General features: G+C 70.9%; 22 protein-coding genes and 2 pseudogenes. 17 read left to right on the top strand and 7 right to left on the bottom strand.

All coding sequences use genetic code 11. The features are described from left to right. Positions 1-39: 39 nt before the first annotated feature. Positions 40-720 carry an RloB family protein gene (locus ACIPXC_RS05930; protein WP_401613917.1) on the bottom strand — a complete coding sequence of 227 codons (681 nt, stop codon included), beginning with the start codon at positions 718-720 and terminating at the stop codon, positions 40-42. Next, complete coding sequence (locus ACIPXC_RS05925) at positions 720-1,991, bottom strand: ATP/GTP-binding protein (RefSeq protein WP_401613915.1); 1,272 nt, start codon at positions 1,989-1,991, stop codon at positions 720-722. The genes ACIPXC_RS05930 and ACIPXC_RS05925 overlap by 1 nt, the downstream gene beginning before the upstream one ends. A 142-nt stretch (positions 1,992-2,133) precedes the next feature. On the opposite strand from ACIPXC_RS05925, the pseudogene ACIPXC_RS05920 reads away from it, so the two are divergent. Continuing rightward, positions 2,134-2,404, top strand: a pseudogene (locus tag ACIPXC_RS05920) (helix-turn-helix domain-containing protein); the annotation flags it as partial. Between the two features lie 36 nt (positions 2,405-2,440). Here ACIPXC_RS05920 and ACIPXC_RS05915 read toward each other — a convergent pair. Continuing rightward, positions 2,441-3,301 (bottom strand): hypothetical protein, encoded by an 861-nt coding sequence (locus ACIPXC_RS05915; protein ID WP_401613913.1) that lies wholly within the window; start codon positions 3,299-3,301, stop codon positions 2,441-2,443. A 215-nt stretch (positions 3,302-3,516) separates the two neighbouring features. Here ACIPXC_RS05915 and ACIPXC_RS05910 point away from each other — a divergent pair, with 215 nt between their 5' ends. Beyond that, the gene (locus ACIPXC_RS05910) at positions 3,517-4,674 is read left to right on the top strand and encodes an acyl-CoA dehydrogenase family protein (protein WP_030655469.1); all 1,158 of its coding nucleotides are present in this window, start codon (positions 3,517-3,519) and stop codon (positions 4,672-4,674) included. A 6-nt stretch (positions 4,675-4,680) separates the two neighbouring features. Beyond that, complete coding sequence (gene tesB / locus ACIPXC_RS05905; RefSeq protein WP_401613911.1) at positions 4,681-5,556, top strand: acyl-CoA thioesterase II; 876 nt, start codon at positions 4,681-4,683, stop codon at positions 5,554-5,556. A gap of 30 nt (positions 5,557-5,586) precedes the next feature. On the opposite strand, the pseudogene ACIPXC_RS05900 reads toward tesB, so the two are convergent. The 3 genes and pseudogenes from ACIPXC_RS05900 to ACIPXC_RS05890 all read right to left on the bottom strand — a co-directional run. Next, positions 5,587-5,895: pseudogene (locus ACIPXC_RS05900) on the bottom strand (DUF4253 domain-containing protein); the annotation flags it as partial. A 75-nt stretch (positions 5,896-5,970) separates the two neighbouring features. Further along, a complete protein-coding gene (locus tag ACIPXC_RS05895) occupies positions 5,971-6,750 on the bottom strand; it encodes a phosphatase (RefSeq protein WP_401614163.1) in 780 nt (259 codons plus the stop codon). Positions 6,751-6,848: 98 nt separating this feature from the next. Then, positions 6,849-7,427 carry a TetR/AcrR family transcriptional regulator gene (locus ACIPXC_RS05890; RefSeq protein WP_401613909.1) on the bottom strand — a complete coding sequence of 193 codons (579 nt, stop codon included), beginning with the start codon at positions 7,425-7,427 and terminating at the stop codon, positions 6,849-6,851. A 99-nt stretch (positions 7,428-7,526) separates the two neighbouring features. Between ACIPXC_RS05890 and ACIPXC_RS05885 the strand changes: the two genes are divergently transcribed. From ACIPXC_RS05885 to ACIPXC_RS05825, 13 genes are all read left to right on the top strand, one after another. Further along, positions 7,527-9,143, top strand: coding sequence for a carboxyl transferase domain-containing protein (locus ACIPXC_RS05885; protein ID WP_401613907.1), 1,617 nt, complete (start codon positions 7,527-7,529; stop codon positions 9,141-9,143). A gap of 26 nt (positions 9,144-9,169) precedes the next feature. After that, complete coding sequence (locus ACIPXC_RS05880; protein ID WP_401613905.1) at positions 9,170-11,188, top strand: acetyl/propionyl/methylcrotonyl-CoA carboxylase subunit alpha; 2,019 nt, start codon at positions 9,170-9,172, stop codon at positions 11,186-11,188. An 11-nt stretch (positions 11,189-11,199) separates the two neighbouring features. After that, complete coding sequence (locus tag ACIPXC_RS05875) at positions 11,200-12,117, top strand: hydroxymethylglutaryl-CoA lyase (protein ID WP_401614161.1); 918 nt, start codon at positions 11,200-11,202, stop codon at positions 12,115-12,117. Between the two features lie 7 nt (positions 12,118-12,124). Beyond that, entirely contained in the window at positions 12,125-13,285 is a 1,161-nt protein-coding gene (locus ACIPXC_RS05870; RefSeq protein ID WP_392579807.1) for an acyl-CoA dehydrogenase family protein, read from the top strand. 148 nt (positions 13,286-13,433) lie between these two features. Further along, positions 13,434-14,474 (top strand): ABC transporter substrate-binding protein, encoded by a 1,041-nt coding sequence (locus ACIPXC_RS05865; RefSeq protein ID WP_401613902.1) that lies wholly within the window; start codon positions 13,434-13,436, stop codon positions 14,472-14,474. A 107-nt stretch (positions 14,475-14,581) separates the two neighbouring features. Continuing rightward, complete coding sequence (locus tag ACIPXC_RS05860) at positions 14,582-15,481, top strand: siderophore-interacting protein (protein ID WP_401613900.1); 900 nt, start codon at positions 14,582-14,584, stop codon at positions 15,479-15,481. Positions 15,482-15,628: 147 nt separating this feature from the next. After that, complete coding sequence (locus ACIPXC_RS05855) at positions 15,629-17,119, top strand: pyridoxal phosphate-dependent decarboxylase family protein (RefSeq protein ID WP_401613898.1); 1,491 nt, start codon at positions 15,629-15,631, stop codon at positions 17,117-17,119. Further along, positions 17,103-18,404 (top strand): lysine N(6)-hydroxylase/L-ornithine N(5)-oxygenase family protein, encoded by a 1,302-nt coding sequence (locus ACIPXC_RS05850; protein ID WP_401613897.1) that lies wholly within the window; start codon positions 17,103-17,105, stop codon positions 18,402-18,404. The genes ACIPXC_RS05855 and ACIPXC_RS05850 overlap by 17 nt, the downstream gene beginning before the upstream one ends. Further along, the gene (locus tag ACIPXC_RS05845; protein ID WP_401613895.1) at positions 18,401-18,988 is read left to right on the top strand and encodes a GNAT family N-acetyltransferase; all 588 of its coding nucleotides are present in this window, start codon (positions 18,401-18,403) and stop codon (positions 18,986-18,988) included. Before ACIPXC_RS05850 ends, ACIPXC_RS05845 begins: the two co-directional genes overlap by 4 nt. After that, positions 18,985-20,766, top strand: a complete 1,782-nt coding sequence (locus ACIPXC_RS05840) for an IucA/IucC family protein (protein WP_401613893.1) — start codon at positions 18,985-18,987, stop codon at positions 20,764-20,766. Before ACIPXC_RS05845 ends, ACIPXC_RS05840 begins: the two co-directional genes overlap by 4 nt. 136 nt (positions 20,767-20,902) lie before the next feature. Beyond that, positions 20,903-21,202 carry a hypothetical protein gene (locus ACIPXC_RS05835; protein ID WP_401613891.1) on the top strand — a complete coding sequence of 100 codons (300 nt, stop codon included), beginning with the start codon at positions 20,903-20,905 and terminating at the stop codon, positions 21,200-21,202. A gap of 9 nt (positions 21,203-21,211) precedes the next feature. Continuing rightward, on the top strand, positions 21,212-22,795 hold the full coding sequence (locus tag ACIPXC_RS05830; RefSeq protein WP_401613889.1) for an alpha/beta hydrolase: 1,584 nt from the start codon (positions 21,212-21,214) through the stop codon (positions 22,793-22,795). A gap of 32 nt (positions 22,796-22,827) precedes the next feature. After that, complete coding sequence (locus ACIPXC_RS05825) at positions 22,828-23,343, top strand: hypothetical protein (RefSeq protein ID WP_401613887.1); 516 nt, start codon at positions 22,828-22,830, stop codon at positions 23,341-23,343. A gap of 34 nt (positions 23,344-23,377) precedes the next feature. Here the strand turns inward: ACIPXC_RS05825 and ACIPXC_RS05820 are convergent, their stop codons facing one another. Further along, a complete protein-coding gene (locus ACIPXC_RS05820) occupies positions 23,378-24,958 on the bottom strand; it encodes a beta-N-acetylhexosaminidase (protein ID WP_401613885.1) in 1,581 nt (526 codons plus the stop codon). A 51-nt stretch (positions 24,959-25,009) separates the two neighbouring features. Between ACIPXC_RS05820 and ACIPXC_RS05815 the strand changes: the two genes are divergently transcribed. Further along, positions 25,010-25,268, top strand: a 259-nt coding sequence (locus ACIPXC_RS05815) for a DUF4429 domain-containing protein (protein ID WP_401613883.1), incomplete at its 3' end; no start/stop codon positions are given.

Genomic DNA, 25,268 nt, shown 5'->3' with positions numbered 1-25,268 from the left:
ACACCGGAGAAAACCGCGTATCCGGCCGAGGCGGGCCCGTCAGTAGGCGGTGATCCCCAGTCCCTTCTCCACGAACTCGAAGACGTCCGTGTAGGGGTCGCGATGGAGCCAGGACACGTGTTCACCGTGCGCCGAGTTGATCTTCTGGGCGCGTTGTTTGGCCAGCTTGAAGCTGTTTTCCGGGATCTGGTCCGACTCCACGTGCTTGATGTTGTCGGTGTTCTTGGCGAACGGCAGGCGGGCGGTCACCTGACCACAGGCCCCACCGAACTGCGCGTCCACGGTCTTGACGTGCAGCAGTCGCCACAGCTCGAAGCAGGGGTGGGAGAAGGCGATCCGCACGCCCGCTTCCTTGGCCTGCTTCCGCGCCGCCTCGATCTGCTCGTGCTCATCGCGGTCGAACAGGCACCAGACCTGCGGCCAGAACTCCGATTCGGGGTCCAGTTTGCTGCGCTTCGCGGCGCGGACCTCCTCGCGCATCAGCCGGACGGCGTCCTCCACCAGCTTGATCGGCTTGCGGTGGGAGCCCGCCGCTGACTCGTTGGCGATGTGTACGTCGACCTGCACGCCCGGATCCTTCAGGACACCCCTGGCCCGGACGATCGCGATGTACTCGGGCTCGGTGACCTTGCCCTCCGTGAAGACGTGTACCACCCGGCGGCGCTTCCCGCCCTTCGGCTTGGCGGACGTCAGCGAGTCCTTCCCCCTCGTACGCGCCATCAGCTCCGCTCCACCCCGTGCTCCCGTTCCTGTGCGGTCGCGGCCATCAGACGCCGCGCGATCTGGCCCTCCAAGAGGGCCGGGACTCCGCCGAAGGCTCCCGCCAGGTAGGACCGCATGAGGTCCTCGTCCTTCCCCGGGGACGCGGCGGTCAGCGGGTAGAGCTCGGTCGCTCCGTCCTTGTCCTTCTCGGTCAGCCACACCTGGCCCGGCTCCAGCAGCCGCCCGCCACTAGGGGTGCTGAGCACCGAGGGGGCGTGCGAGGTGAAGACCAGCTGGGCGCCCCTGGGGTTCGCGTCCGGGTCGTGGAAGAGCCGGACGACCTCGGCGGCGAAGCGCGGGTGGAGGCTGGAGTCCAGTTCGTCGACGAGGAGGACGGCCCCTTCGTCCAGCGCGAGCAGCATGGGTCCGAGGAGGGCGAACCAGGAACGGGTGCCGAAGGACTCGTGCCGCCAGTCGAGGGCTACATCCGCGCCGCCCGACCGGTGGGTGAGACGGACCGTCGCAGGGCCCTTGCCCTGGCCCTCGTCGACGACCTCGGCGCCGGTGATGCCGAGGTCGGCGACCTGAAGCAGCTCGTTGATCCGGCGGGCACGGCTGCCGGCCAGCTCGCGCGTCGTGTACTGCTCGCGCTCCACTCGCTCGGTCTCCGGGCCGATCAGCCACATGTTGCGGCGGAACCAGTGGTAGAGCGCCGACAGCTGAGGGTGGTTGTCCGTACCCGCTGTGGACAGGAGCAGGGCGTTGGGACGGGTCCGCCGGGCCAGCTGGGTGCGGTCCTTCACGCGGGCGCCGGGCCAGTCGTAGACCTCGGCGCGGGAGGCGTCCCGGTCGAGCCATACCTGCCGGTGACCGCGCGGGTAGCAGTGCAGCCATTCGGCTTCGACGCGTGCCGTGCCCAGCTCGAAGCCGTAGGTCCAGCGCACACCGTCGAGGACGATGTCCGCCTCGAAGAAGCTCGGCTCGCCCTCCTCCTTGGCGTCGAGCGCGAAGGGACGGCGCGGGACGGTGTCGTGCGAGGCCCACCTCCCGTAGGAATGCAGGACGGCGGTGCGCATGTCCGTCATGGCGGCGAGCACGTTCGACTTGCCGGAGGCGTTGGCACCGAAGATGCCGATCAAGGGCAGAACCCCCACGGTCTGCCCACCGGCGAGCTCCACCGGCCGGGCGGCCTCGCTCGGCTCGCCCTCGTCGCCTCCGGACACGACGAACGACAGCTCCTGCTCATCGCGCAGGGACCGTACGTTCGCGGTGCGGAACCTCAGCAGCATGCTGCCCCCTCTCCGCGGCCAGGGTAATGGTCATCTAAGACAGCGGCTCGCGTCGGGCGGCATCGGGGCGTGCCGACGGCCTTATGGACTGGGCGGACATCTCTGCAGTGACTCACTTTGTGCAAGCCCTCCACTTCAGGCCGCGGACCTTCTCGACCCGGCGGAGGCCGACGCCCTCGCCGAGACGCTGCCGGCGCCGCTGGGGGCGGCCTACCGGGAGACGCTGCCGTGTGGTGCGCGCACCACACGGCAGCTGGGACCGCACGGCCGCCGCCCTGGCCGTGCACCGCAACACCGTCCGCGAGCGCGTCGCCCGGGCTGCGGTTCTGCTGGAGCGCGACCTGGACGACCCGGACACCCGGATGGAGCTGTGGTTCGCCCTGCGCAGGCTTCCCGGGGCCGGGGAGCGGTAGCCGGCCCCTCACGGGCCACCGGCCCCGCGCGCCGGGTCAGGGATTGGCGGTCACCTGGAAGTCGGCGCCGTAGACGTCGCCGGGGTCGGCGGTGTCGCGGGCACGCAGGTCGGCCAGGATGTTGGCCGAGCTGGTGTACACGTACCAGGGGTACGAGATGATCATGCCCTTGGTGATGCCCGCCCAGGGCCCCTCGGCCTTGAACCCGTTGGCCTCGGAGGGGTATGCCGTCCCCGGCACGTGCCAGATGGCGGGACCGCCCGAGTCACCGGCCTTGTGCTGGGGGTGGGCCTGGTAGACGCCCCTGTCGTTGTTGGTGATCCGGCCATACCAGACGCCGAGCTGGCCGGAGACGACCAGCTCGTTGTTGTTGAACCAGGCCGCGCCGAGCAGCCGCTCCCGGTTCGGGGCGGGGCTGAGGGCATTGGGGCTGGGGGTCCCGCCCGGCACCTCCAGCACCCCGGTCTGCTTCAGGTGCGGGCCCTGGGAGGACGGCGTCACGGCCGCGACCAGCTCGATGACCATGTAGTCCTTGGTGAGGTGGCCTGTCATGGACCCCTCCGGGTCCTTGAAGTACCGGACGTACCCGATCGGCCCGAAGCCGATGTCCTGCCGGTGGAAGACGGGTATGAGGTCCTCGTGGATCTCACGATCGGCGTATCCAGGGGCCGAGATGCAGTGCCCGGCCGAGAGGGCGATGTTCCGCCCGTAGCCGTCGCTGCCGACGGCCCCGATGGTGCAGAAACTGTCCGGGGTGGAGGCGTTGAAGACGATCTGCATTGCATTGTGGACCCGCTTGGCCTGCGGCGACTCCTGCGTCTCGGCATGGACCGTGCCCGCGCCGAGCGCAAGGGCCACCGCCGTCGCCAACGCAAGGCTGAACAGCCTCCTGAACATCTGGTTCCTGTCCTGTCGGGGGAAGGGCCGGGCGTATCGAGTCAACCGGCACGGCCCGGGCGACAGAAGGAGGTATCCGGCCAGCCGCCCTCGGGGCGCCGGTGTGACGTACGCGTGTACGACCACATCTGGACAGCCTGGTCAACTCGTCGGTAACTTAGTCTGAGCAAGCGCTTAATTTAGGCGGCGGACCGCCGCGACGAAGGGAGCCGGCCGTGCGCCGTACGGTGTTCAACGAGGACCACGAGGCGTTCCGCGAGACCATCCGCGCCTTCATCGAGGCCGAGGTCGTCCCCGTCTACGACGAGTGGTTCGCCGCCGGCCAGGCGCCGCGCGACTTCTACTACAAGCTCGGCGAGCTGGGCGTCTTTGGCATCAACGTGCCGGAGGAGTTCGGCGGCGCGGGCCTGGACACCCACAAGTTCGAGGCCGTCCTCTACGAAGAGACCTCCCGCGCGGGCGTCAACTTCGGCGGCTCCGGCGTGCACGTGCTGCTCGCCCTCCCCTACATCAAGATGCTCGCCGACGACGAGCAGAAGAAGCGCTTCCTGCCGAAGTTCGTCTCCGGTGAGGAGATGTGGGCCCTCGCCATGACCGAGCCGGGCACCGGCTCCGACGTCGCGGGCATGAAGACCACCGCCAAGCTCTCCGAGGACGGCACCCACTACGTCCTCAACGGCTCCAAGACCTTCATCACCGGCGGCGTCCACGCCGACCGCGTGATCGTCTGCGCCCGCACCTCCGCCCCGAGCGCGGACGACCGCCGCTTCGGCATCTCCCTGTTCGCCGTGGACACCAAGTCCGAGGGCTACTCCATCGGCCGCAAGCTCGACAAGCTGGGCCTGAAGACCTCCGACACCGCCGAGCTGGCGTTCGTCGACGTGAAGGTCCCCGTCGAGGACCTGCTCGGCGAGGAGGGCAAGGGCTTCTACTACCTCGGCCACAACCTGGCGTCCGAGCGCTGGGGCATCGCCTTCGGCGCGTACGCCCAGGCCGCCGCGGCCGTCCGGTTCGCCCAGCAGTACGTGACGGAGCGCACCGTCTTCGGCAAGCCCGTCGCGCACTTCCAGAACACCAAGTTCGAGCTGGCCGCCTGCCAGGCCGAGGTGGACGCGGCCCAGGCCGTCGCCGACCGCGCCCTGGAGGCCCTGGACGCGGGCGAGCTGACCCCGGCCGAGGCCGCCTCGGCGAAGCTCTTCTGCACCGAGGTCGCGCACCGCGTCATCGACCGCTGCCTCCAGCTGCACGGCGGCTACGGCTACATGAACGAGTACCCGATCGCCCGCCTGTACGCCGACAACCGCGTCAACCGCATCTACGGCGGCACCAGCGAGATCATGAAGTCGATCATCGCCAAGTCGATGGGCCTGTAAGCACCGTTGAACGAGGCACTGACGGATCTCCTCGATCTGCTCGACCTGGAACAGATCGAGGAGAACATCTTCCGCGGCACCAGCCGCACCTCCCTGGTGCCGCGCGTGTTCGGCGGCCAGGTGGCCGCGCAGGCCCTGGTCGCCGCCGGGCGCACGGTGCCCGCGGACCGTCTGCCGCACTCGCTGCACTCGTACTTCCTGCGGACCGGCGACTCCGGCGCGCCGATCGTCTACTCCGTGGACCGGATCCGCGACGGGCGCTCCTTCACCACCCGGCGCGTGGTCGCCGTCCAGCACGGGCAGCCGATCTTCCACCTCTCCGCGTCCTTCCAGACGTACGAGGAGGGGCTGGAGCACCAGGTCCCGATGCCGGCCGCCCCGGACCCCGAGTCCCTGCCGACGGCCCTCCAGGCGCTGCCCCCGTACCGCGAGATCTTCCGGGACCCGGGCACCGTCGAGCGGCTGCTGGAGGCCCGCGGCGCGGTGGACCTGCGGTACGCGACCACTCCGCCCTGGGGCACGGTCGGCGAACCGCTTCAGCCGCGCTCGCAGGTCTGGTTCCGCACCCAGGGCAAGCTCGCGGACGACCCGCTGCTGCACACCTGCCTGGCCACGTACGTCTCCGACATGACGCTGCTCGACGCGGTGCTGCTCGCGCACGGGCGCGGCGGATGGGCGGTGGGCGACGTGGTCGGCGCCTCGCTGGACCACGCGATGTGGTTCCACCGGCCGTTCCGGGCGGACGAATGGCTCCTGTACGACCAGGAGTCCCCCTCGGCCCACGGCGGCCGGGGCCTCGGCCAGGCCCGCATCTACACCCAGGACGGCCGCCTGGCGATCACGGTCATCCAGGAGGGCGTGGTCCGCGTCCCGCGCGCCTGACGCCGCGGCGGGCCACGGCCCGCGGGCGGCTCAGTCCCACCAGAACCCCCAGTGGCCGCATCCGGTGACGGCCTCGTCGGCGTAGGCCCGGATGCTGCCGGAGCCCTGCCAGATGTAGTCGGGCGAGAGCGCGAGGTGCTCCGCCGCGACGGGCAGGGCGCGGGCGGTCGTGGGCGGCGGGGCCGCCACCGACAGGTGGAGCTCGTCGAATCCGAGGGCGACGAGCCGGGCGCCGAAGCGGTCCTCCCAGGACCGGAGCACCACGCTGATCAGGGCGGTGTCGTTCTCGTAGTTGGTCGGCCCGCCCCAGCCGAGCGCGGTGGGCACGTCGGCTCCGCGGCGGGCGCCGACGGAAGAACCCCGGTCCGGCGGGGCCGGCCGGGGCTTCTCGCTGTCTGCGCCGCAGCTGCGCTGTCAGTGCAGGCCCGCCGCGTTCAGCAGGTACGCCACCATCGGGTCGTAGAAGCGCGGGTCGCGGACGTGGTCGTCCAGCGGGATCGCGACCTGGAGGGTGCCTTCGGCCTCGCCGAGGAAGAGGGCCGGGTCGTTGCAGTCGGCGTAGCCGACCGCGTCCAGGCCGCGCTGGGCCGCGCAGCCCGCCCAGCCGTGGTCGGCGACGACCAGGTCCGGCTGCGGGCGGCCCTCGGCCGCCAGGGCGTCCAGGATCGCGGCCATCGGGGCCGGGGAATGGGTGTGCCACAGGGTCGCGCCGCGTTCCAGTACGGCGATGTCCGCGAACTGCCATACCGAGCCCTCGTCGGCCGTCAGGCCGGACGGGATGACGACGATCTCACAGCCGGCCGCGCGCAGGGCCGCCGCCGTCGCGCGGTGGACGTCCAGCAGGCCGCCCGGGTGGCCGGTCGCGAACAGCACGCGCTGCCGGTCGGCCGCCGCCTTGCGCAGCCGGGCCGCCAGCCGGTCCAGGCCGGCCACGGTCAGCTCGGGGTCGATGGTGTCCTGGCCGAAGCGGAACGCCGGGTCGTCCACCACACCGCAGCGCTCGGCCATCACCGCGAGGACGTCCTGCTCGTCGGTCCAGCGGTCGCCCAGTTCCAGGCCCAGCCAGTAGTGCCGGTCGCCGTTGGCGAGCTTGCGGTAGTGGGAGAGGTTGTTCTCGCGCGGCGTCGCGACCTGCCCCGCGATCCGCGTGCGGACCAGATGGTCGACGAGTTCGGCGCGGCTCGGCGTTCCCACGGATCGGTCGGACGTCTCTATCGGCTTCGGCATACGGGCCATTCTGCCGCCGCCGGGGCGGAGGCGGCGCGTCCATTCCGGTCGGTGGACGCCCCGGGTCATGCCGACAGCGCCCCGAAGGCCCCGTGCGCGAGCCTGCGCAGCAGCGACTCGGTGGCCTCGCGGCCGAGGGCCCCCAGGTGCGGGGTGGAGTTGAGCAGGCCGAAGACCGCGTGCACGGCGACCCGTACCTCCGCCTCGCCGACCTCGGGGTGCAGCTCCCGTACGACCTCCACCCACAGCTCCACGTACTGGCGCTGCAGCTGCCGCACGAGCTTGCGGTCGGCCTCCCGCAGCCGGTCGAGCTCGCGGTCGTGGAGGGTGATCAGGGCGCGGTCGTCGAGGGCGAAGTCGATGTGGCCGTCGATGAGGGAGGACAGGACGCGGGCCGGGTCCCCGGCCGCCTCGGCGACCCGGTGGCGGCCGCCGGTGAGAAGGCGTTCGCTGATGCCGACGAGCAGCTCGGCGAGCATGGCGTCCTTGCCCGCGAAGTGCCGGTACAGGCCGGGGCCGCTGATGCCCACCGCGGCCCCTATCTCGTCCACGCCGACGCCGTGGAACCCGCGCGCGGCGAAGAGGCGGGCGGCCTCGCTGAGGATCTGCTCGCGTCGGGTGGGGGCGGCCGCTCTGATGCTCATGGGAAACCATTCTAGACAGGGCCGTTAGCGGTCGTTAACCTGAGCTCCACGAGCGTTAACGCTCATTAACCGCCTGGAACGAGCAAGGGAGCTCGACCGATGCAGCAGGCACCAGTGCTGACGAGCGCCGCGGACCCGGCGTCCGAGGCCTGGCGGACCAACGAGGCCGCCCACCGCGAGCTGACCGAGGGCCTGCGCGCCCGGCTCGACGCGGCCCGGCTCGGCGGCGGCGAGAAGGCCCGCGCCCGCCATACCGCCCGCGGGAAGCTCCTCCCGCGCGACCGCGTGGACACCCTCCTCGACCCGGGCTCCCCGTTCCTGGAGCTGGCCCCGCTGGCCGCCGAGGGGATGTACGGGGGCGCCGCCCCCGCCGCCGGGGTCATCGCGGGCATCGGCCGGGTCAGCGGCCGCGAGTGCGTGATCGTCGCGAACGACGCCACCGTCAAGGGCGGCACGTACTACCCGATGACCGTCAAGAAGCACCTGCGCGCCCAGGAAGTGGCCCTGGAGAATCGTCTCCCCTGCCTCTACCTGGTCGACTCCGGCGGTGCCTTCCTGCCCATGCAGGACGAGGTCTTCCCCGACCGGGAGCACTTCGGCCGCATCTTCTACAACCAGGCCCGCATGTCGGGCGCCGGCATCCCGCAGATCGCCGCCGTCCTCGGCTCCTGCACCGCGGGCGGCGCGTACGTACCGGCCATGAGCGACGAGGCCGTCATCGTCCGCAACCAGGGCACGATCTTCCTCGGCGGCCCGCCGCTGGTGAAGGCCGCCACGGGCGAGGTCGTCACCGCCGAGGAGCTCGGCGGCGGCGAGGTCCACTCCCGCGTCTCCGGTGTGACCGACCACCTCGCGGAGGACGACGCGCACGCGCTGCGGATCGTACGGAACATCGTGGCGACCCTGCCCGACCGCGGGGCCCTGCCCTGGTCGGTCGAGGCCCCGGAGGAGCCGAAGGTGGACCCGGCCGGGCTGTACGGCGCGGTGCCGGTCGACTCCCGCACCCCCTACGACGCCCGCGAGATCATCGCGCGGGTCGTGGACGGCTCCCGCTTCCAGGAGTTCAAGTCCGAGTTCGGCCAGACGCTGGTCACCGGTTTCGCCCGGATCCACGGGCACCCGGTCGGGATCATCGCGAACAACGGCATCCTGTTCGCCGAGTCCGCCCAGAAGGGCGCGCACTTCATCGAGCTGTGCGACCAGCGCGGCATCCCGCTCCTCTTCCTCCAGAACATCTCGGGCTTCATGGTCGGCCGCGACTACGAGGCCGGCGGCATCGCCAAGCACGGCGCCAAGATGGTGACGGCCGTGGCCTGCGCCCGGGTCCCGAAGCTGACGGTGGTGGTCGGCGGCTCGTACGGCGCCGGCAACTACTCGATGTGCGGCCGGGCCTACTCGCCCCGCTTCCTGTGGATGTGGCCCAACGCCAAGATCTCGGTGATGGGCGGCGAGCAGGCCGCCTCGGTCCTCGCGACGGTCAAGCGCGACCAGATCGAGGGCGCCGGCCAGGAGTGGCCGGCCGAGGACGAGGAGGCCTTCAAGGCCCCGGTCCGCGCCCAGTACGAGGAGCAGGGCAACGCCTACTACGCCACGGCACGGCTGTGGGACGACGGGGTCATCGACCCCATGGAGACCCGGCAGGTGCTGGGACTGGCCCTGACCGCGTGCGCGAACGCCCCGCTGGGTGATCGCGGCTTCGGCATCTTCCGTATGTGACGTGATGTGACGTGAGGACCTCACTGATGTTCAGCACTGTTCTGGTCGCGAACCGCGGCGAGATCGCGGTCCGGGTCATCCGCACCCTGCGGGAGCTCGGCATCCGCTCCGTGGCCGTCTTCAGCGACGCGGACGCGGACGCCCGCCACGTACGGGAGGCCGACACGGCCGTCCGGATCGGCCCGGCGGCGGCCGCGGAGAGCTACCTGTCCGTGGAGCGGCTGCTCGACGCCGCGAAGCGGACGGGCGCCGAGGCCGTGCACCCCGGCTACGGCTTCCTGGCGGAGAACGCCGCCTTCGCGCAGGCCTGCACCGAGGCCGGGCTGACCTTCATCGGGCCGCCCGCCTCCGCGATCTCCCTCATGGGCGACAAGATCCGCGCCAAGGAGACGGTGAAGGCGGCGGGCGTGCCCGTGGTCCCCGGCTCCTCCGGCAGCGGCCTGACCGACGCCGAACTGGTCGCGGCCGCCTCGGAGATCGGCATGCCGGTGCTGCTGAAGCCCTCGGCGGGCGGCGGCGGCAAGGGTATGCGGCTCGTACGGGACGAGGCGGTGCTGGCCGAGGAGATCGCGGCGGCCCGCCGCGAGGCGCGCTCGTCCTTCGGCGACGACACGCTGCTGGTCGAGCGGTGGGTGGACCGGCCACGGCACATCGAGATCCAGGTGCTGGCGGACGCCCACGGCAACGTGGTCCACCTCGGCGAGCGTGAGTGCTCGCTGCAGCGCCGGCACCAGAAGGTCATCGAGGAGGCCCCCTCGGTCCTGCTCGACGAGAAGACCCGCGCGGCGATGGGCGCGGCGGCCGTGGACGCGGCCCGCTCCTGCGGGTACGTCGGCGCGGGCACGGTGGAGTTCATCGTCCCGGGCGGCGACCCGTCCTCCTATTACTTCATGGAGATGAACACCCGCCTCCAGGTCGAGCACCCGGTGACGGAGCTGATCACCGGCCTGGACCTGGTGGAACTCCAGCTGCGGGTCGCCGCCGGCGAGGCCCTGCCCGTCACCCAGGACGACATCCGGCTGACCGGGCACGCCATCGAGGCCCGCGTCTGCGCGGAGGACCCGGCGCGCGGCTTCCTGCCGTCCGGCGGTACGGTCCTGGCGCTGTCCGAGCCGTCGGGCGGTGCGGTCCGCACGGACTCGGGCCTGACCGCGGGCGTGCCGGTGGGTTCGACGTACGACCCGATGCTGTCGAAGGTCATCGTGCACGGGCCGGACCGCCCGGCCGCCCTGCGCATGCTGCGGGCGGCGCTCGCCGACACGGTGATCCTGGGCGTCCAGACGAACGCCGGCTTCCTGCGGCGGCTGCTGGCCCACCCCGATGTGGTGTCGGGCGACCTCGACACGGGCCTGGTCGAGCGCGACCTCACGGGGCTCCTCCCGGAGGGTGTCCCGCCGGAGGTGTACGCGGCCGCCGCCCTGCTGGAAGCGCCGCTCGGCCGTCCGCACACACCGGCGAGGCCGGGCGGGTGGGTCGACCCGTTCGACGCCGCCGACGGCTGGCGCCTGGGCGGCACCCCCGCCTGGACGGTCCACCACTTCCGCCTCCCCGGCCAGGACCCGGTGGAGGTCCGTACCCGGCAGCTGGGCGCCGAGCAGGAGATCCTGCTGGACGCGGTCGGCGGCGGCGCACCGGTCCGCGGCCGGATCGTGGCCCGCACCCCCGACACCGTCACCCTCGAACTCGGCGGCGTCACCCACCGCTTCAGCCACGCCGCCTCCCCGGAGGGGACCTGGCTCGGGCGCGCCGCCGACTCCTGGCACGTCCAGCGCCACGATCCGGTGTCCGCCCACGGCGCGGCGAGCGCAGGGGCGGAGACCCTCGCCGCCCCCATGCCCGGCACCGTCACCGTCGTCAAGGTGGCCGTCGGCGACAGGGTGGCGGCCGGTCAGAGCCTGCTGGTCGTCGAGGCGATGAAGATGGAGCACGTCATCTCCGCCCCGCACGCCGGCACGGTCACCGAGCTGGACGTCTCCCCCGGCACCACCGTGGCCATGGACCAGGTCCTGGCCGTCGTCACCCCGGACGAGGAGGAGAGCGCGTGATCGGGCTGCCCATGAGCGTCCCGGCCCCCGGCCTGCCGGCCCGGGTCCGCATCCACGAGGTCGGCGCCCGCGACGGCCTGCAGAACGAGAAGACGGCCGTCCCCACGGAGGTCAAGGCGGAGTTCGTCCGCCGCCTGGCCGGCGCGGGCCTGACCACGATCGAGGCGACCAGCTTCGTGCACCCCAAGTGGGTGCCGCAGCTGGCCGATGCCGAGCAGCTCTTCCCGCTGCTCGCCGACGTGGACGCCGCCCTGCCCGTCCTGGTGCCGAACGAACGCGGCCTGGACCGCGCGCTCGCCCTCGGGGCGACCCGTATCGCGGTGTTCGGTTCGGCCACGGAGACCTTCGCCTCCCGCAACCTCAACCGCACCGTCGCCGAGTCCCTCGCGATGTTCGAGCCGGTCGTGGCCCGCGCCAAGGAGGGCGGGGCGCACGTGCGCGGCTACCTGTCCATGTGCTTCGGCGATCCCTGGGAGGGCGCCGTCCCCGTCCACCAGGTCGTCTCCGTGGCCAGGGCCCTGCTCGACCTCGGCTGCGACGAGCTGAGCCTCGGCGACACCATCGGCGTCGCCACCCCGGGCCATGTCCAGGCCCTGCTCTCCGCGCTGAACGAGGCCGGTGTCACCACCGACCGCATCGGCGTGCACTTCCACGACACCTACGGCCAGGCCCTGTCCAACACCCTCGCCGCGCTCCAGCACGGGGTCACCACGGTCGACGCCTCCGCCGGGGGCCTCGGCGGGTGCCCGTACGCGAAGAGCGCCACCGGCAACCTCGCGACCGAGGACCTGGTGTGGATGCTCGACGGTCTCGGCATCGAGACCGGGGTCGACCTGGCCGCCCTCACCGCCACGAGCGTGTGGATGGCCGAACGGCTGGGGCGCCCCAGCCCCTCCCGTACCGTCCGCGCCCTCTCCCACAAGGAGTAGTCACACCATGTCCCTCGACCACCGGCTCACCCCTGAGCACGAGGAACTCCGCCGCACCGTGGAGGCGTTCGCCCACGACGTCGTCGCCCCGAAGATCGGCGACCTGTACGAGCGGCACGAGTTCCCCTACGAGATCGTCGCCGAGATGGGCCGCATGGGCCTGTTCGGCCTGCCCTTCCCGGAGGAGTACGGCGGCATGGGCGGGGACTACCTCGCCCTCGGCATCGCCCTGGAGGAACTGGCCCGCGTCGACTCCTCGGTGGCCATCACCCTGGAGGCCGGGGTCTCCCTGGGCGCCATGCCCCTGTACCTCTTCGGCACCGAGGAGCAGAAGCGCCAGTGGCTGCCGAAGCTGTGCTCGGGCGAGGTGCTGGGCGCCTTCGGTCTGACGGAGCCCGGCGCGGGCTCGGACGCCGGCGGTACCCGCACGACCGCCGTCAAGGACGGCGACGAGTGGGTCATCAACGGCTCGAAGTGCTTCATCACCAATTCCGGTACGGACATCACCGGTCTGGTCACGGTCACGGCCGTGACGGGCCGCAAGGCCGACGGCCGTCCGGAGATCTCCTCGATCATCGTCCCGTCCGGCACGCCGGGCTTCACGGTGGCCGCCCCCTACTCCAAGGTGGGCTGGAACTCCTCGGACACCCGTGAGCTGTCCTTCGACGGCGTACGGGTGCCGCTCGCCAACCTGGTGGGCGAGGAGGGCCGCGGCTACGCCCAGTTCCTGCGGATCCTCGACGAGGGCCGGATCGCCATCTCGGCGCTCGCCACGGGCCTCGCGCAGGGCTGTGTGGACGAGTCGGTGAAGTACGCCAGGGAGCGGCACGCCTTCGGCAAGGCGATCGGCGACAACCAGGCCATCCAGTTCAAGCTGGCCGACATGGAGATGCGCGCCCACATGGCGCGCATCGGCTGGCGCGACGCGGCCTCCCGCCTGGTGGCCGGGGAGCCGTTCAAGAAGGAGGCGGCGATCGCGAAGCTGTACTCCTCCACCGTGGCCGTGGACAACGCCCGCGACGCGACGCAGATCCACGGCGGCTACGGCTTCATGAACGAGTACCCGGTGGCGCGTATGTGGCGGGACTCCAAGATCCTGGAGATCGGCGAGGGCACCAGCGAGGTCCAGCGCATGCTGATCGCCCGCGAGTTGGGCTTCGCCGGCTGACGCACGGTCCCGTGCGTGCGCGGGTGAGGTGAGGGGGCCCCGAAAAAACTTAGGGCCCCCTTACCAATTTCGGCCAAGGTTAGGCTAACCTTCCCCACGAACGGCACGCTGGTGGCCGCCCCGGTACGCACGAAATCGGACATCGATTATGCCCAAGTCCCGCAGTTTCTCCTTCACCCGTCGCGGCTTCATCGCCGCGGGCGGTGCCCTCGGCCTCGTCGCCACGCTCGCCGCGTGCGGCGGCACCGATTCGGCGAAGGGCGACGGCGACAAGGGCAGCACCGCCACCGCGTCCTCCGCTGCCTGGAGCTTCAAGGACGACCTCGGCAAGGACGTCAGCGCCAAGTCCACGCCGAAGAACATCGTCGCCTTCACCGGCACCGCCGCCGCGCTGTACGACTACGGCATCCAGGTCAAGGGCGTCTTCGGCCCGACCAGGACCGCCGACGGCAAGCCCGACGTCCAGGCCGGTTCGATGGACATCTCCAAGGTCGAGATCCTCGGCAACGTCTACGACGAGTTCAACGTCGAGAAGTACGCGGCCCTCCAGCCCGACCTGCTCGTCACCAACACCTGGGACGGCTCATACTGGTACGTGCCCGAGGCCTCCAAGGACAAGATCCTGAAGCTGGCCCCGCACGCCGCGATCGGCGTCGGCGGCAACGTCTCCATGGACAAGGCCCTGGAGCGCACGGCGGACCTCGCCAAGTCCCTGGGCGCCGACATGAACGCCAAGGCCGCCGCCGACGGCAAGGCCCGCTTCGAGGCCGCGGCCGCCAAGGTGCGCGAGGCCACCAAGGCCAACCCGGGCATCAAGGTCCTCGTCGGCTCCGGCTCCGCCGACCTCTTCTACGCCTCCACCCCGGACACCTCGGCCGACCTGAAGTACTTCAAGTCCCTGGGCGTCGAGTTCATCACCCCCGAGAAGCTCGACGAGGGCGGCTTCTTCGAGAGCCTGAGCTGGGAGAACGCCGGCAAGTACAAGGCCGACCTGGTCCTGCTCGACAACCGCACCGGCACCCTGCAGCCGGAGGAGCTGAAGGCCAAGGCCACCTGGGCCGAGATGCCCGCCGTGAAGGCCGGCCAGGTCGCCCCGCGCACCACCGAGCCCATCTACTCGTACGACAAGTGCGCCCAGATCCTGGAGGACCTCGCCAAGGCCGTCCAGAACGCCAAGAAGGTCGCCTGACCCACGCGCGGCGCCCGGTGACCCCGGGCGCCCGCCTCCAGGGCGTGTCCGCGCGGACACGCCCTGGGCGCGTCCGAGGCCGTACCGAATTCCAGGGGGACTTCCGCATGACCGTCACCGCGTCCGACACCCCGGCCGTGGCGCACTTCCGCTTCTTCGCGCTCGAAGTGCTCCGCACCCGCCGCCTGGGTCAGTCGTTCCTGCGGGTCACATTCGGCGGGGAGTCCCTCGCGGGCTTCCGCTCGGGCGGCTTCGACCAGAGCCTGTCGCTCTTCCTGCCCCCGTCGGGCGTGGAGCACACCGAGCTCCCGTCCACCGACGAGGACACCTGGTTCGCCGCCTGGCGCGGCATGCCCGACGAGGAGCGGCCGGTCATGCGCTCCTACACCGTGCGCGAGCAGCGCCGCGACGAGGCGGGCGCGGTCGAGGTCGACATCGACTTCGTCCTGCACGGCGATTCGTCCCCCGCCTCCCACTGGGCCGGCCGCGCGAGCACCGGCCGCCGGATCCTCGCGATCGGTCCGGCCGTCGCGGAGAACAAGTCCGTGCGCTTTCAGGCCCCGGCCGACGCCGACGCGGTCTGGATGTACGCGGACGAGACCGCCGTTCCGGCCGCGGCCGCGATCCTGGAGCGGCTCCCCGCGGACACCCGGGTCCGGGCCTGGTTCGAGGTCCCGCACGCGGACGACCGGCTCGCACTCGACACGCCCGCCGACGCGGACATCACCTGGATCGTGCGCGAGGGCGAGGACCGGGAGCGGACCGGACGGGTCCTGGACGCGCTGCGCCAGGCGCAGGTCCCGGCCGCCGCAGCCCCGTACGTGTGGCTGGCGGGCGAGGCCGGCACCGTACGCGCGGTGCGCCGCCACTTCGTGCAGGAACGATCCGTCGACCGCCGCTCGGTGCGCTTCACCGGCTACTGGCGGCTCGGCGCGAGCGAGGAGCAGCTCCTCGCCGAGGCGTACGCGGGCCGGGCGCCCAGCGAGGATCCCGCTTCCGAGCTGTAGTCAGCTCCGGTCAGTTCCACGGCAGTTCGAGATGGGCCCTGGTCACCACCAGGGCCCATCCCCATTTGGCCATTTAACTTAGGTTAGGCTAACCTAAGCACCACACGCCCCACCCTCCCCCTCTCCCCCCTGCCCGGAGGAAAGTTGATGCGCCGGCATCTGCTGAACGAGACGACCGCGGATATCTACCGCCGCTGCGTCACCGAGAGCGTCGACCGCGTCGCCGCCAAGCTCGCCACCACCGAACGGCCCCACACCGGCATATCCGTCGGCGAACTCGCTCCGGTCATCGACGGGATCGACCTCGACACCCCGCTCGGCGACTCCTCCGCCGCGCTCGCCGAGCTGGAGGACGTCTACCTCCGCGACGCCGTCTACTTCCACCACCCGCGCTACCTGGGCCACCTCAACTGCCCGGTGGTCATCCCCGCGGTGGTCGGCGAGGCCGTCATGGCCGCCGTCAACTCCTCCCTCGACACCTGGGACCAGTCCATCGGCGGCACGCTCATCGAGCGCCGCCTCATCGACTGGACCACGCGCCGCATCGGCCTCGGGGAGAAGGCGGACGGCATCTTCACCTCCGGCGGCAGCCAGTCCAACTTCCACGCCCTGCTGCTCGCCCGCGACGAGGCCTGCCGCACCGTCATGAAGCGCGCCATGGACGCCGGGATCGGCCTGACCAAGGCCGAACTCCTCCCCAAGCTGCGCATCTTCACCTCCGAGGCCAGCCACTTCAGCGTGCAGAAGTCCGCCGCCATGCTGGGTCTCGGCTACGAGGCCGTCATCTCCGTGCCCGTCGACCGCAACCGCCGCATGGACACCTCCGTCCTCGCGCTGGAGCTGGAGGAGTGCGCCACCGAGGGCCTCTTCCCCATGGCCGTGGTCGCCACCGCCGGCACCACCGACTTCGGGTCCATCGACCCGCTCCCCGAGATCGCCCGCCTGACCGCCGAGCACTCCGCGTGGATGCACGTGGACGCCGCCTACGGCTGCGGACTGCTGGTCTCCCCCACCCGCCGGCACCTCCTCGACGGCATCGAGCACGCCGACTCGGTCACGGTCGACTACCACAAGTCGTTCTTCCAGCCCGTCAGCTCCAGCGCGATGCTGGTCCGCGACCGCGACACCCTCCAGCACGCCACGTACCACGCGGACTACCTCAACCCGCGGCGCATGGCCGAGGAGCGGATCCCGAACCAGGTCGACAAGTCCATCCAGACCACGCGCCGCTTCGACGCCCTCAAGCTCTGGATGACGCTGCGCATCATGGGCGCCGACGGCATCGGCTCGCTCTTCGACGAGGTCATCGACCTCGCCGCCGCGGGCTACGACGTCATCACGGCCGACCCGCGCTTCGAGGTCGTCGTCGCACCGCAGATCTCCACCCTCGTCTTCCGCTTCCTGCCCGGCGAGGACGTTCCCGCGGAACTCCTCGACGAGGCCCAGCTCCACGCCCGCAAGGCGCTCTTCGCCTCCGGCGAGGCCGTCGTCGCCGGCACCAGGGTGGACGGGAAGCAGTACCTGAAGTTCACCCTCCTCAACCCGCAGACCACGACGGCCGACATCACCGCCGTCCTCGACCTCCTCGCCGCACACGCCGAGCAGTTCCTGGGAGAATCCCTTGCCGTCCACCACTGAGCCCCTCGACTTCATCGGCATCGGCCTCGGTCCCTTCAACCTGGGACTGGCCTGCCTGACCGCGCCGATCGACGAGCTGAGCGGCCTGTTCATCGAGTCGAAGCCACACTTCGAGTGGCACGCGGGGATGTTCCTGGACGGCGCGCACCTCCAGACGCCCTTCATGTCGGACCTGGTCACCCTCGCCGACCCGACGTCGCCCTTCTCCTTCCTGAACTACCTCAAGGACCAGGACCGGCTGTACTCCTTCTACATCCGGGAGAACTTCTACCCGCTGCGCGCCGAGTACAACGACTACTGCCGCTGGGCCGCCGACCGCCTCGACAACGTCCTGTACTCGACCTCCGTCACCGAGGTCACCTACGACGAGGCCGCCGCCCTCTACGAGGTCCGCACCGACCAGGGCGAGACCCACCGCGCCCGCCGCCTGGTCCTGGGCACCGGCACCTCGCCGTACGTCCCGCAGGCCTGCGCCGGCCTCGGCGGCGACTTCCTGCACAACGCCGCCTACATGCCGAACAAGGCGGAGCTGCAGAAGAAGAAGTCCATCACCCTGATCGGCTCCGGCCAGAGCGCCGCGGAGATCTACTACGACCTCCTCGCCGAGATCGACGTGTACGGCTACCAGCTCAACTGGGTCACGCGCTCCCCGCGCTTCTTCCCGCTGGAGTACACGAAGCTGACGCTGGAGATGACCTCCCCCGAGTACGTGGACTACTTCCACGCCCTCCCGGAGGACACCCGCTACCGGCTGGAGACCCAGCAGAAGAACCTCTTCAAGGGCATCGACGGCGACCTGATCAACGCCATCTTCGACCTGCTCTACCAGAAGAAGATCACCATGCCGGGCGCCGTGCCCACGACCCTGCTGACCAACACCTCGCTGAACAGCACGGCGTACGACACCACCACGGGCACCTACACCCTGGGGCTGCGCCAGGAGGAGCAGGAGCGGGACTTCTCCCTCAGCACCGAGGGCCTGGTCCTGGCCACCGGCTACAAGTACCGGACCCCCGAGTTCCTGGACCCGGTACGCGACCGCCTGAACTTCGACGGCCGCGGCCGCCTCGACGCCGCCCGCAACTACAGCGTCGACACCACCGGCCGCGAGGTGTACCTCCAGAACGGCGCCACCCACAACCACTCCCTGACCTCCCCCGACCTGGGCATGGCCGCGTACCGCAACGCGTACATCGTCGGTGAGCTGCTCGGCCGCGAGTACTACAAGGTCGAGAAGTCCATCGCGTTCCAGCAGTTCGCCGCCCCGGAAGGCACCCACGCATGAGCACCACCGACACCCTCTACTCCCGGACGGACTCCGTCCTCGGGGACTTCGCGATCCGCCCGCTGGACCCCTTCGCCGACGCGGAGCTGCTCCACGGCTGGGTCACGCACCCCAAGGCCTCGTTCTGGATGATGCAGGACGCCTCGCTGCCGGACGTCGAGCGCGAGTACACGCGCATCACGGCCCACGAGCACCACCAGGCCTACATCGGCCTGCACGAGGGCCGCCCGGCCTTCCTGATGGAGACCTACGACCCGAGCGAGCTGGAACTGGTCGGCCTGTACGACGCCCGGCCGGGCGACGTCGGCATGCACTTCCTCGTCGCGCCCAGCGACCGGCCCCTGCACGGGTTCACCCGCGCGGTCATCACGACCGTCATGGCCGCGATCTTCACCGACCCGGCCACCGTCCGCGTCGTCGTCGAGCCGGACGTCGCCAACACCGCCGTGCACGCCCTCAACGAGGTCGTCGGTTTCGTGCCGGAGCGCCGGGTGACCAAGCCGGAGAAGGAAGCGCTGCTGAGCTTCTGCACCCGCGCCCAGTTCGAGGCCGCCACCGGCATCACCCAGGGAGTGTCGATATGAACCTCACCGACGCCGTCTCCCACCTCTCCCCCGAGCTGTGGGCCCGCGCCAACCGCGCCCTGGTCCGCAAGGCCCTCGCCGAGTTCGCGCACGAGCGCCTGCTGACCCCCGTCTCCCTCGGCGGCGACCGCTACTCGGTCGTCTCCGACGACGGCGCGGTGGAGTACCGCTTCGACGCCGCCCGGCAGGCCCTCGACCACTGGTCGGTGGACGAGGCCACCATCACCCGGCTGCGGGACGGCGCGTCCCTGCCGCTGGACGCCCTCGACTTCCACATCGAGTTCCAGCGGACCCTGGGGCTGAGCGCGGAGGTCATGCCGGTCTACCTGGAGGAGATCTCCTCCACCCTGGCGGGCTCGGCCTTCAAGTACACCAAGCCGCAGATCCCCGCCGACGTGCTGGCCAAGTCCTCCTTCCAGGACATCGAGACCGGCATGACCGAGGGCCACCCCTGCTTCGTCGCCAACAACGGGCGGCTCGGCTTCGGCGTGCACGAATACCACGCGTACGCCCCGGAGGCCGCGAAGCCGGTCCACCTGGTCTGGGCCGCCGCGCACAAGGACGTCGCCACCTTCACGGCGGGCGCCGGCCTGGAGCACGACAGCTTCATGCGCGCCGAGCTCGGTGACGCCGCGGTCGAGCTGTTCGCGGCGAAGCTGCGCTCGCTGGACCTGGACCCGGCGGACTACCTGCTCTTCCCGGTCCACCCCTGGCAGTGGTGGAACAAGACCACGATCACCTTCGCCACGGAGATCGCGAACCGCCGGCTGGTGCTGCTCGGCGAGGGCGAGGACGCCTACCTCCCGCAGCAGTCGATCCGTACGTTCTTCAACACCACCACCCCGACCAAGCACTACGTCAAGACGGCCATCTCGGTGCTGAACATGGGCTTCATGCGGGGCCTGTCGGCCGCCTACATGGAGGCCACCCCCGCCATCAACGACTGGCTGCACCAGCTGATCGAGTCCGACGAGGTCCTGCGGTCCGTCGACTTCTCGATCATCCGCGAGCGCGCGGCCATCGGCTACCGGCACCTGCAGTACGAGCGCGCCACCGACCGCTACTCGCCGTACCGCAAGATGCTGGCGGCCCTGTGGCGCGAGTCCCCGGTGAACTCCCTCGGGGACGGCGAGCGGCTGGCCACCATGGCCTCGCTCCTCCACGTGGACGCCGAGGGCAGGTCCTTCGTCGGCGCCCTGATCGAGGAGTCCGGGCTCACCCCGGCCGAGTGGCTGAAGCCGTACCTGCGCGCGTACCTGCTGCCGCTGGTGCACTGCTTCTACCAGTACGACCTCGCCTACATGCCGCACGGCGAGAACACCATCCTGGTCATCAAGGACGGCGTCGTACAGCGGGCGATCTTCAAGGACATCGCCGAGGAGATCGTCATCATGGACGCGGACGCGGTGCTGCCGCCCGCGGTGGAGCGGATCCGGGCGGACGTCCCGGAGGACATGAGGCTGCTGTCGATCTTCACGGACGTCTTCGACTGCTTCTTCCGCTTCCTGTCCTCCATCCTCGTCTCGGAGGGCATCTGCACCGAGGACACCTTCTGGCGGGCCGTGGCCGACTGCGCCCACGACTACCAGGAGTCCATGCCGGCCCTCGCGGAGAAGTTCGAGCGCTACGACTTCTTCGCCGAGGAGTTCCAGCTGTCCTGCCTCAACCGCCTCCAGCTGCGCAACAACAAGCAGATGGTCGACCTCTCCGACCCGTCCGCCGCGCTCCAGCTGATCGGCAACCTCAAGAACCCCGTCGCGGCCTTCGCCCGACGGTGATCACCGGGAGGGGCGCTGCCGACTACGGTCCCTCGGCGGCGCCCCGCCTCCCGCCGTCCGCATTCCGAACGAACTGGCGAATCGGTTCCCTTGCGCATACGATCTCCGCGATCACGGGAAGCACCGGAGCGTTTCAATGACGTGGGACCAGAACATTTCGCAGAGTGAACTGCGCGCATCGGCCGGGGCGGTGGACACCCTGGTGAAAGACCTTCAGCCGGTCCTCACGAAAGCCCTGGCGGACCTGACCGAAGCAGGAACCTCCTTCGCGCCCTGGACCGCCGGAGCGAGGATGACGGGCGCGAGCAACGGCTGGGGAAGCGCATTGCGAACCCTCCAGCAAACCTTCGCCGACCACGCCGAAGGTCTCCGGGGCCTGGCGAACGGCACTGACGTGATGGAACAGGAAATCCTGTCCAAGTTCCGGGGCTGGTGACCTGCCGCCGTGCCCGAACTCTTCGCCCAGCTGTTCCGGCAGGACTTCGCCGAACTCGACGCCGCCACCGCTTCCTGGAAAGAACTCGCCAAGGCCTTCGACGACACCCAGCGGGGCAGCACCAAGCGTGTGACCGGCCCCCTGCACAAGGCGGGCTGGGCCGGTGTCAGCGCCGGCTACGGCTTCTCCGCCATGGAGGCCACCGAGACCAAACTCGGCACGGCCGAGGTGAACGCCCGCCTGATCGCCACGATCCTCCAGGCGCTCGGCACCAAGATGCGCGCCGCCCAGCGCAATCTGCGCAACGCGGTCGCGGACGCCGAAGCCGCCGGGCACAAGGTCCGCGAGGACGACGGCTGGGTCGAGGCGAAGCAGGCCGTCGACCCCAAGTACCACAACGACCCCGACTACGCAGGCCTGCAGCGCGAGGCCAACTCCGGTCTCGGGGGTTTCCGTGCCCGCATCGACGCGGCGGTCGAGGAGGCCAGGACCGCCAGCCAGACCGCCGCCGACGCGCTCTACCAACTGGACCCGTTCGACCTCGACAAGCGCTACGGCGGCGCGCACGCCCAGGAGGACGCGGCGCGGGTCGCCGAGTACGCCGGTATCGACCCGAAGGCCATCCCGGACGGCAAGAACCCCCAGCGGTCCAGGGACTGGTGGGCCGGCCTGGACGAGGAGAAGCAGCAGTTCTACCTCGCCGCCTACCCGGAACGGATCGGTTCGCTGGACGGCCTGCCCGCACCCGTGCGCGACGAGGCCAACCGGAGCGCCCTGGACCTGCGCCTGAACGACTACGCACTGCGGGAAGGCACGCTCGGGTACCACGACCGGTACAACTACCGTAACCTGACCACGCTCAAGGACCGGCTGGAGAAGACCGACAGCGGTCCGCCGGACAAGCAGATGTACCTGCTCGGATACGGCACCGAGAAGGACGGCCGCGCGATCGTGGCCCTGGGCAACCCGGACACAGCGCGCCACACCGCCGTCGTGGTGCCGGGCACGGACAACCAGTTGGACAACTACGGCGGTCAGCTGGACCGCATCGCCAAGCTGCAGGACTCCGCTCGGAACTCGGCCGCCCCCGGCGAGGAAGTCGCCGTCATCAGCTGGATGGACTACGACGCCCCCGAAATCGACGGCAGCGTCGCCACACCCGGCAGGGCGCACGCCGGGGAGGAGGACCTTCGGGACTTCACCCACGGCCTGCGCTCCGCGCACCAGGGCGAGCGCACCCACCTGACCGTCATCGGCCACAGCTACGGATCCACCATGACCGGCGCCGCCGACGCCGGTGGCCGCGGTCTGGACGCGGACGACGTGGTGGTGGTCGGCAGCCCCGGCCTCACCGTGGAGCGGGCGAACCAGCTCCACGTGAACCCGCAGCATTTGTGGGTGGGGGCCGCCACGGACGACAAGGTCTCCAACTGGGCCTCCGGTGCCACCCTCGGGGAGGACCCGAAGGACCCCGCCTTCGGAGCGCAGCGGATGCCCGTGGACACCGCCGGACACAGCGGCTATTGGAACGAGGGCAGCCGGAGCCTGGACAACCAGGGCCGCATCATCGCCGGGCTGAAGCCGCGGCCCTGACCGTCGAACCGATCCGAAGGAGACCTCGAACCATGTCCAGGACCCTCAGGGTTTCCCTCACCCTCGCCGTCACACTGCTGCTTGGAGGCTGCATGTCCGACAACGGGGCCAACGACCCGCTCCCCCGTATGAGCAGGGACAAGGCACAGGCCTGGGCGCAGCACTGGGTCGAATCCATGGCCCGCACCACGAAGTCCGAGATCATCGCGGGTACTCCCGAGGCGAACTTCCACAACTGCACCGGCAAGAACGGCGAGACCGCCGACGACGGCCGCTTCATGCTGATGTTCAACGCCCGGACCAAGCTCCCCAGGGACCGGTACGTCGAGGCCACGAGAGCGCTGAAGGACGAACTCGCCAAGCAGGGCTTCGAGATCGTGGGCTACCAGGAGGGCCCGGGCCAGGAGCGCGGTGCCTACGGGCTCCAGGCCAGCCACCCGAAAGACAAGCAGTACGTGTCCGCGGGCGATGTCGGCGACGACGTGTGGAACCTGTCGGTGGACACCCCCTGTCTCCTGCCGCCCGACGCGGAGCAGCAGCAGTTCTGACAGCCGGCGGCCCCCGGTGTGCCGGGCCGGCCGGTCAGCGCGCCCACGGGACGTCCGGGGCGCGGTGGTAGCCGATGCCCTGGGCGTCCAGGCGGGGCGCCTGCGCCGCGAGGCGGCGGCTGTACGCCGTCCAGTCGAGGGCGGCCTGCGGGGACCAGCCCAGCTCCGCCAGGCCCAGCACCCGCGGGAACGCCATCTGCTCCCACTCGGCCCGCGTCGCGACGTTCTCCGTCCACAGCGGGGCCTCCACCCCGAGCACCGCCGACTCGGGCACCCCGGCCAGGTAGGCCCCCGGGTCCCAGGAGTACGACCGCGCGACCGGGACGTAGCCGGCCCATGACAGCCCCGGCTTCGTCGCCGCCTCGTACTTCATGTCCAGGTACACCCGGTCCGCCGGCGACAGGATCAGCCGGTGTCCGGCCTTCGCCGCCGCCGCCACGGCCGACCGGTCCGCAGCCGGGGTCCTGTCGTGGCCCCAGTACTGGAGCACCGCGCCGGCCGCCGGCCGCGCCGATGCCAGCTGGTGCCAGGCCACCACCGTCTTGCCGTGGCGGGCCACCGCCTCCTGGGCCCGGTCCATGAAGGCCGCGTAGTCCGCCGCGGGCGTCGCGTGCGCCTCGTCGCCGCCGAGGTGCAGGTAGCGGCCGGGCGTCAGCTCCGCCAGCTCCCCGAGCACGTCGTCGACGAACTCGTACGTCCGCTCCTTCGCCACGCACAGCGAACTGAAGCCGACCTTGGTCCCGGTGTACCGGGGCGGCGCCTTCCCGTCGCAGTTCAGCTCGGCGTAGGAGGCGAGCGCCGCGTTGGTGTGGCCCGGCATGTCGATCTCCGGGACCACGTCCACGTACCGCTCGCCCGCGTACGCGACCAGCTCGCGGTATTCGTCCTTGGTCCAGTGGCCGCCCGGCCCGCCGCCGACCTCGCCGGCGCCCCCGTACTCGGCGAGCCGCGGCCAGGAGTCGATCGCCAGGCGCCACCCCTGGTCGTCGGTGAGGTGCACGTGCAGCGTGTTGATCTTGTACTGGGCGAGCTGGTCCACGTACCGCTTCACCTGTTCCAGGGTGAAGAAGTGCCGGGCGATGTCGACCATGGCCCCCCGGTGGGCGAAGCGCGGCCGGTCGGTGACCGTGCCGCCCGGCACCGTCCCGGGCCCCGCCACGGGCACCAGCTGACGCAGGGTCTGGCCCGCGCGGAACAGCCCTGCCGGGGTTCGTGCGACGAGGTCGACCCCGCTCGGCCCGGACACCAGCCGGTACCCCTCCTCCCCGACCCCGTCGGCCGCAGGGTCGATCCTGAGCCGGATCCCGTCCCCCCTCGCCCCGCCGATCACCGGCAGCGGCAGCCCGCTCGGGCCGCGCAGCTGCTCCGCGAGGAGCTCGCCCACCCGGCGGACCTCCTCGCCCGCGCCCGGCCCCGTACGGACGACCGTGCCCGGCCCGAAGGAATAGCCGGGACCGGAGGCGTGCGCGGAGACCGGCGCCGGCAGGAGCCGTTCGAAGGGGGTGAGCGCCGTGGGCGGGTCGTCACCGGCGCTCGCGTCGTCGCCGTGGACGGCGGTGCAGGAGACGGCACCGAGGACGAGGAGGGTGCCGAGCGCGCGTCGCAGGACTCTCATATCCCAGGTATAGGCCAACTGGCCCGCCGTGCACGGTGGGAGAATCATCGAATGGCGGAAATCATCCAGAAGGACGGAACCTGGACGTTCGACGGCGACGCGGTGCGCATCGTGCCCGGCCGCGACAAGGGGGTGGGGCTGCTGCGGCAGACCCTGGGCGAGGTGGTCGTACCGTTGCGCGCGCTCGCGGGGATCTCCTACGAGCCCGGCCGGACGGCCGGTCGGCTGCGGCTGCGGCTGCGTGAGGGGGCCGACGCGCTGACCCAGGTGACGGGCGGGCGACTGCCGGAGGCCTCCGACCCGTACCGGC

The organism is Streptomyces sp. NPDC090021, from assembly GCF_044748225.1.
Taxonomy (GTDB): Bacteria; Actinomycetota; Actinomycetes; order Streptomycetales; family Streptomycetaceae; genus Streptomyces.
This window is presented reverse-complemented; position numbering and strand designations above follow the sequence as displayed.

What these genes read in the sequence shown, in the direction of transcription:
- ACIPXC_RS05930 (WP_401613917.1), bottom strand. Translation starts at nt 720, where the DNA reads ATGGCGCGTACGAGGGGGAAGGACTCGCTGACGTCCGCCAAGCCGAAG.
- ACIPXC_RS05925 (WP_401613915.1), bottom strand. Translation starts at nt 1,991, where the DNA reads ATGCTGCTGAGGTTCCGCACCGCGAACGTACGGTCCCTGCGCGATGAG.
- ACIPXC_RS05915 (WP_401613913.1), bottom strand. Translation starts at nt 3,301, where the DNA reads ATGTTCAGGAGGCTGTTCAGCCTTGCGTTGGCGACGGCGGTGGCCCTT.
- ACIPXC_RS05890 (WP_401613909.1), bottom strand. Translation starts at nt 7,427, where the DNA reads ATGAGCATCAGAGCGGCCGCCCCCACCCGACGCGAGCAGATCCTCAGC.
- ACIPXC_RS05885 (WP_401613907.1), top strand. Translation starts at nt 7,527, where the DNA reads ATGCAGCAGGCACCAGTGCTGACGAGCGCCGCGGACCCGGCGTCCGAG.
- ACIPXC_RS05880 (WP_401613905.1), top strand. Translation starts at nt 9,170, where the DNA reads ATGTTCAGCACTGTTCTGGTCGCGAACCGCGGCGAGATCGCGGTCCGG.
- ACIPXC_RS05875 (WP_401614161.1), top strand. Translation starts at nt 11,200, where the DNA reads ATGAGCGTCCCGGCCCCCGGCCTGCCGGCCCGGGTCCGCATCCACGAG.
- ACIPXC_RS05870 (WP_392579807.1), top strand. Translation starts at nt 12,125, where the DNA reads ATGTCCCTCGACCACCGGCTCACCCCTGAGCACGAGGAACTCCGCCGC.
- ACIPXC_RS05865 (WP_401613902.1), top strand. Translation starts at nt 13,434, where the DNA reads ATGCCCAAGTCCCGCAGTTTCTCCTTCACCCGTCGCGGCTTCATCGCC.
- ACIPXC_RS05860 (WP_401613900.1), top strand. Translation starts at nt 14,582, where the DNA reads ATGACCGTCACCGCGTCCGACACCCCGGCCGTGGCGCACTTCCGCTTC.
- ACIPXC_RS05855 (WP_401613898.1), top strand. Translation starts at nt 15,629, where the DNA reads ATGCGCCGGCATCTGCTGAACGAGACGACCGCGGATATCTACCGCCGC.
- ACIPXC_RS05845 (WP_401613895.1), top strand. Translation starts at nt 18,401, where the DNA reads ATGAGCACCACCGACACCCTCTACTCCCGGACGGACTCCGTCCTCGGG.
- ACIPXC_RS05840 (WP_401613893.1), top strand. Translation starts at nt 18,985, where the DNA reads ATGAACCTCACCGACGCCGTCTCCCACCTCTCCCCCGAGCTGTGGGCC.
- ACIPXC_RS05835 (WP_401613891.1), top strand. Translation starts at nt 20,903, where the DNA reads ATGACGTGGGACCAGAACATTTCGCAGAGTGAACTGCGCGCATCGGCC.
- ACIPXC_RS05825 (WP_401613887.1), top strand. Translation starts at nt 22,828, where the DNA reads ATGTCCAGGACCCTCAGGGTTTCCCTCACCCTCGCCGTCACACTGCTG.
- ACIPXC_RS05820 (WP_401613885.1), bottom strand. Translation starts at nt 24,958, where the DNA reads ATGAGAGTCCTGCGACGCGCGCTCGGCACCCTCCTCGTCCTCGGTGCC.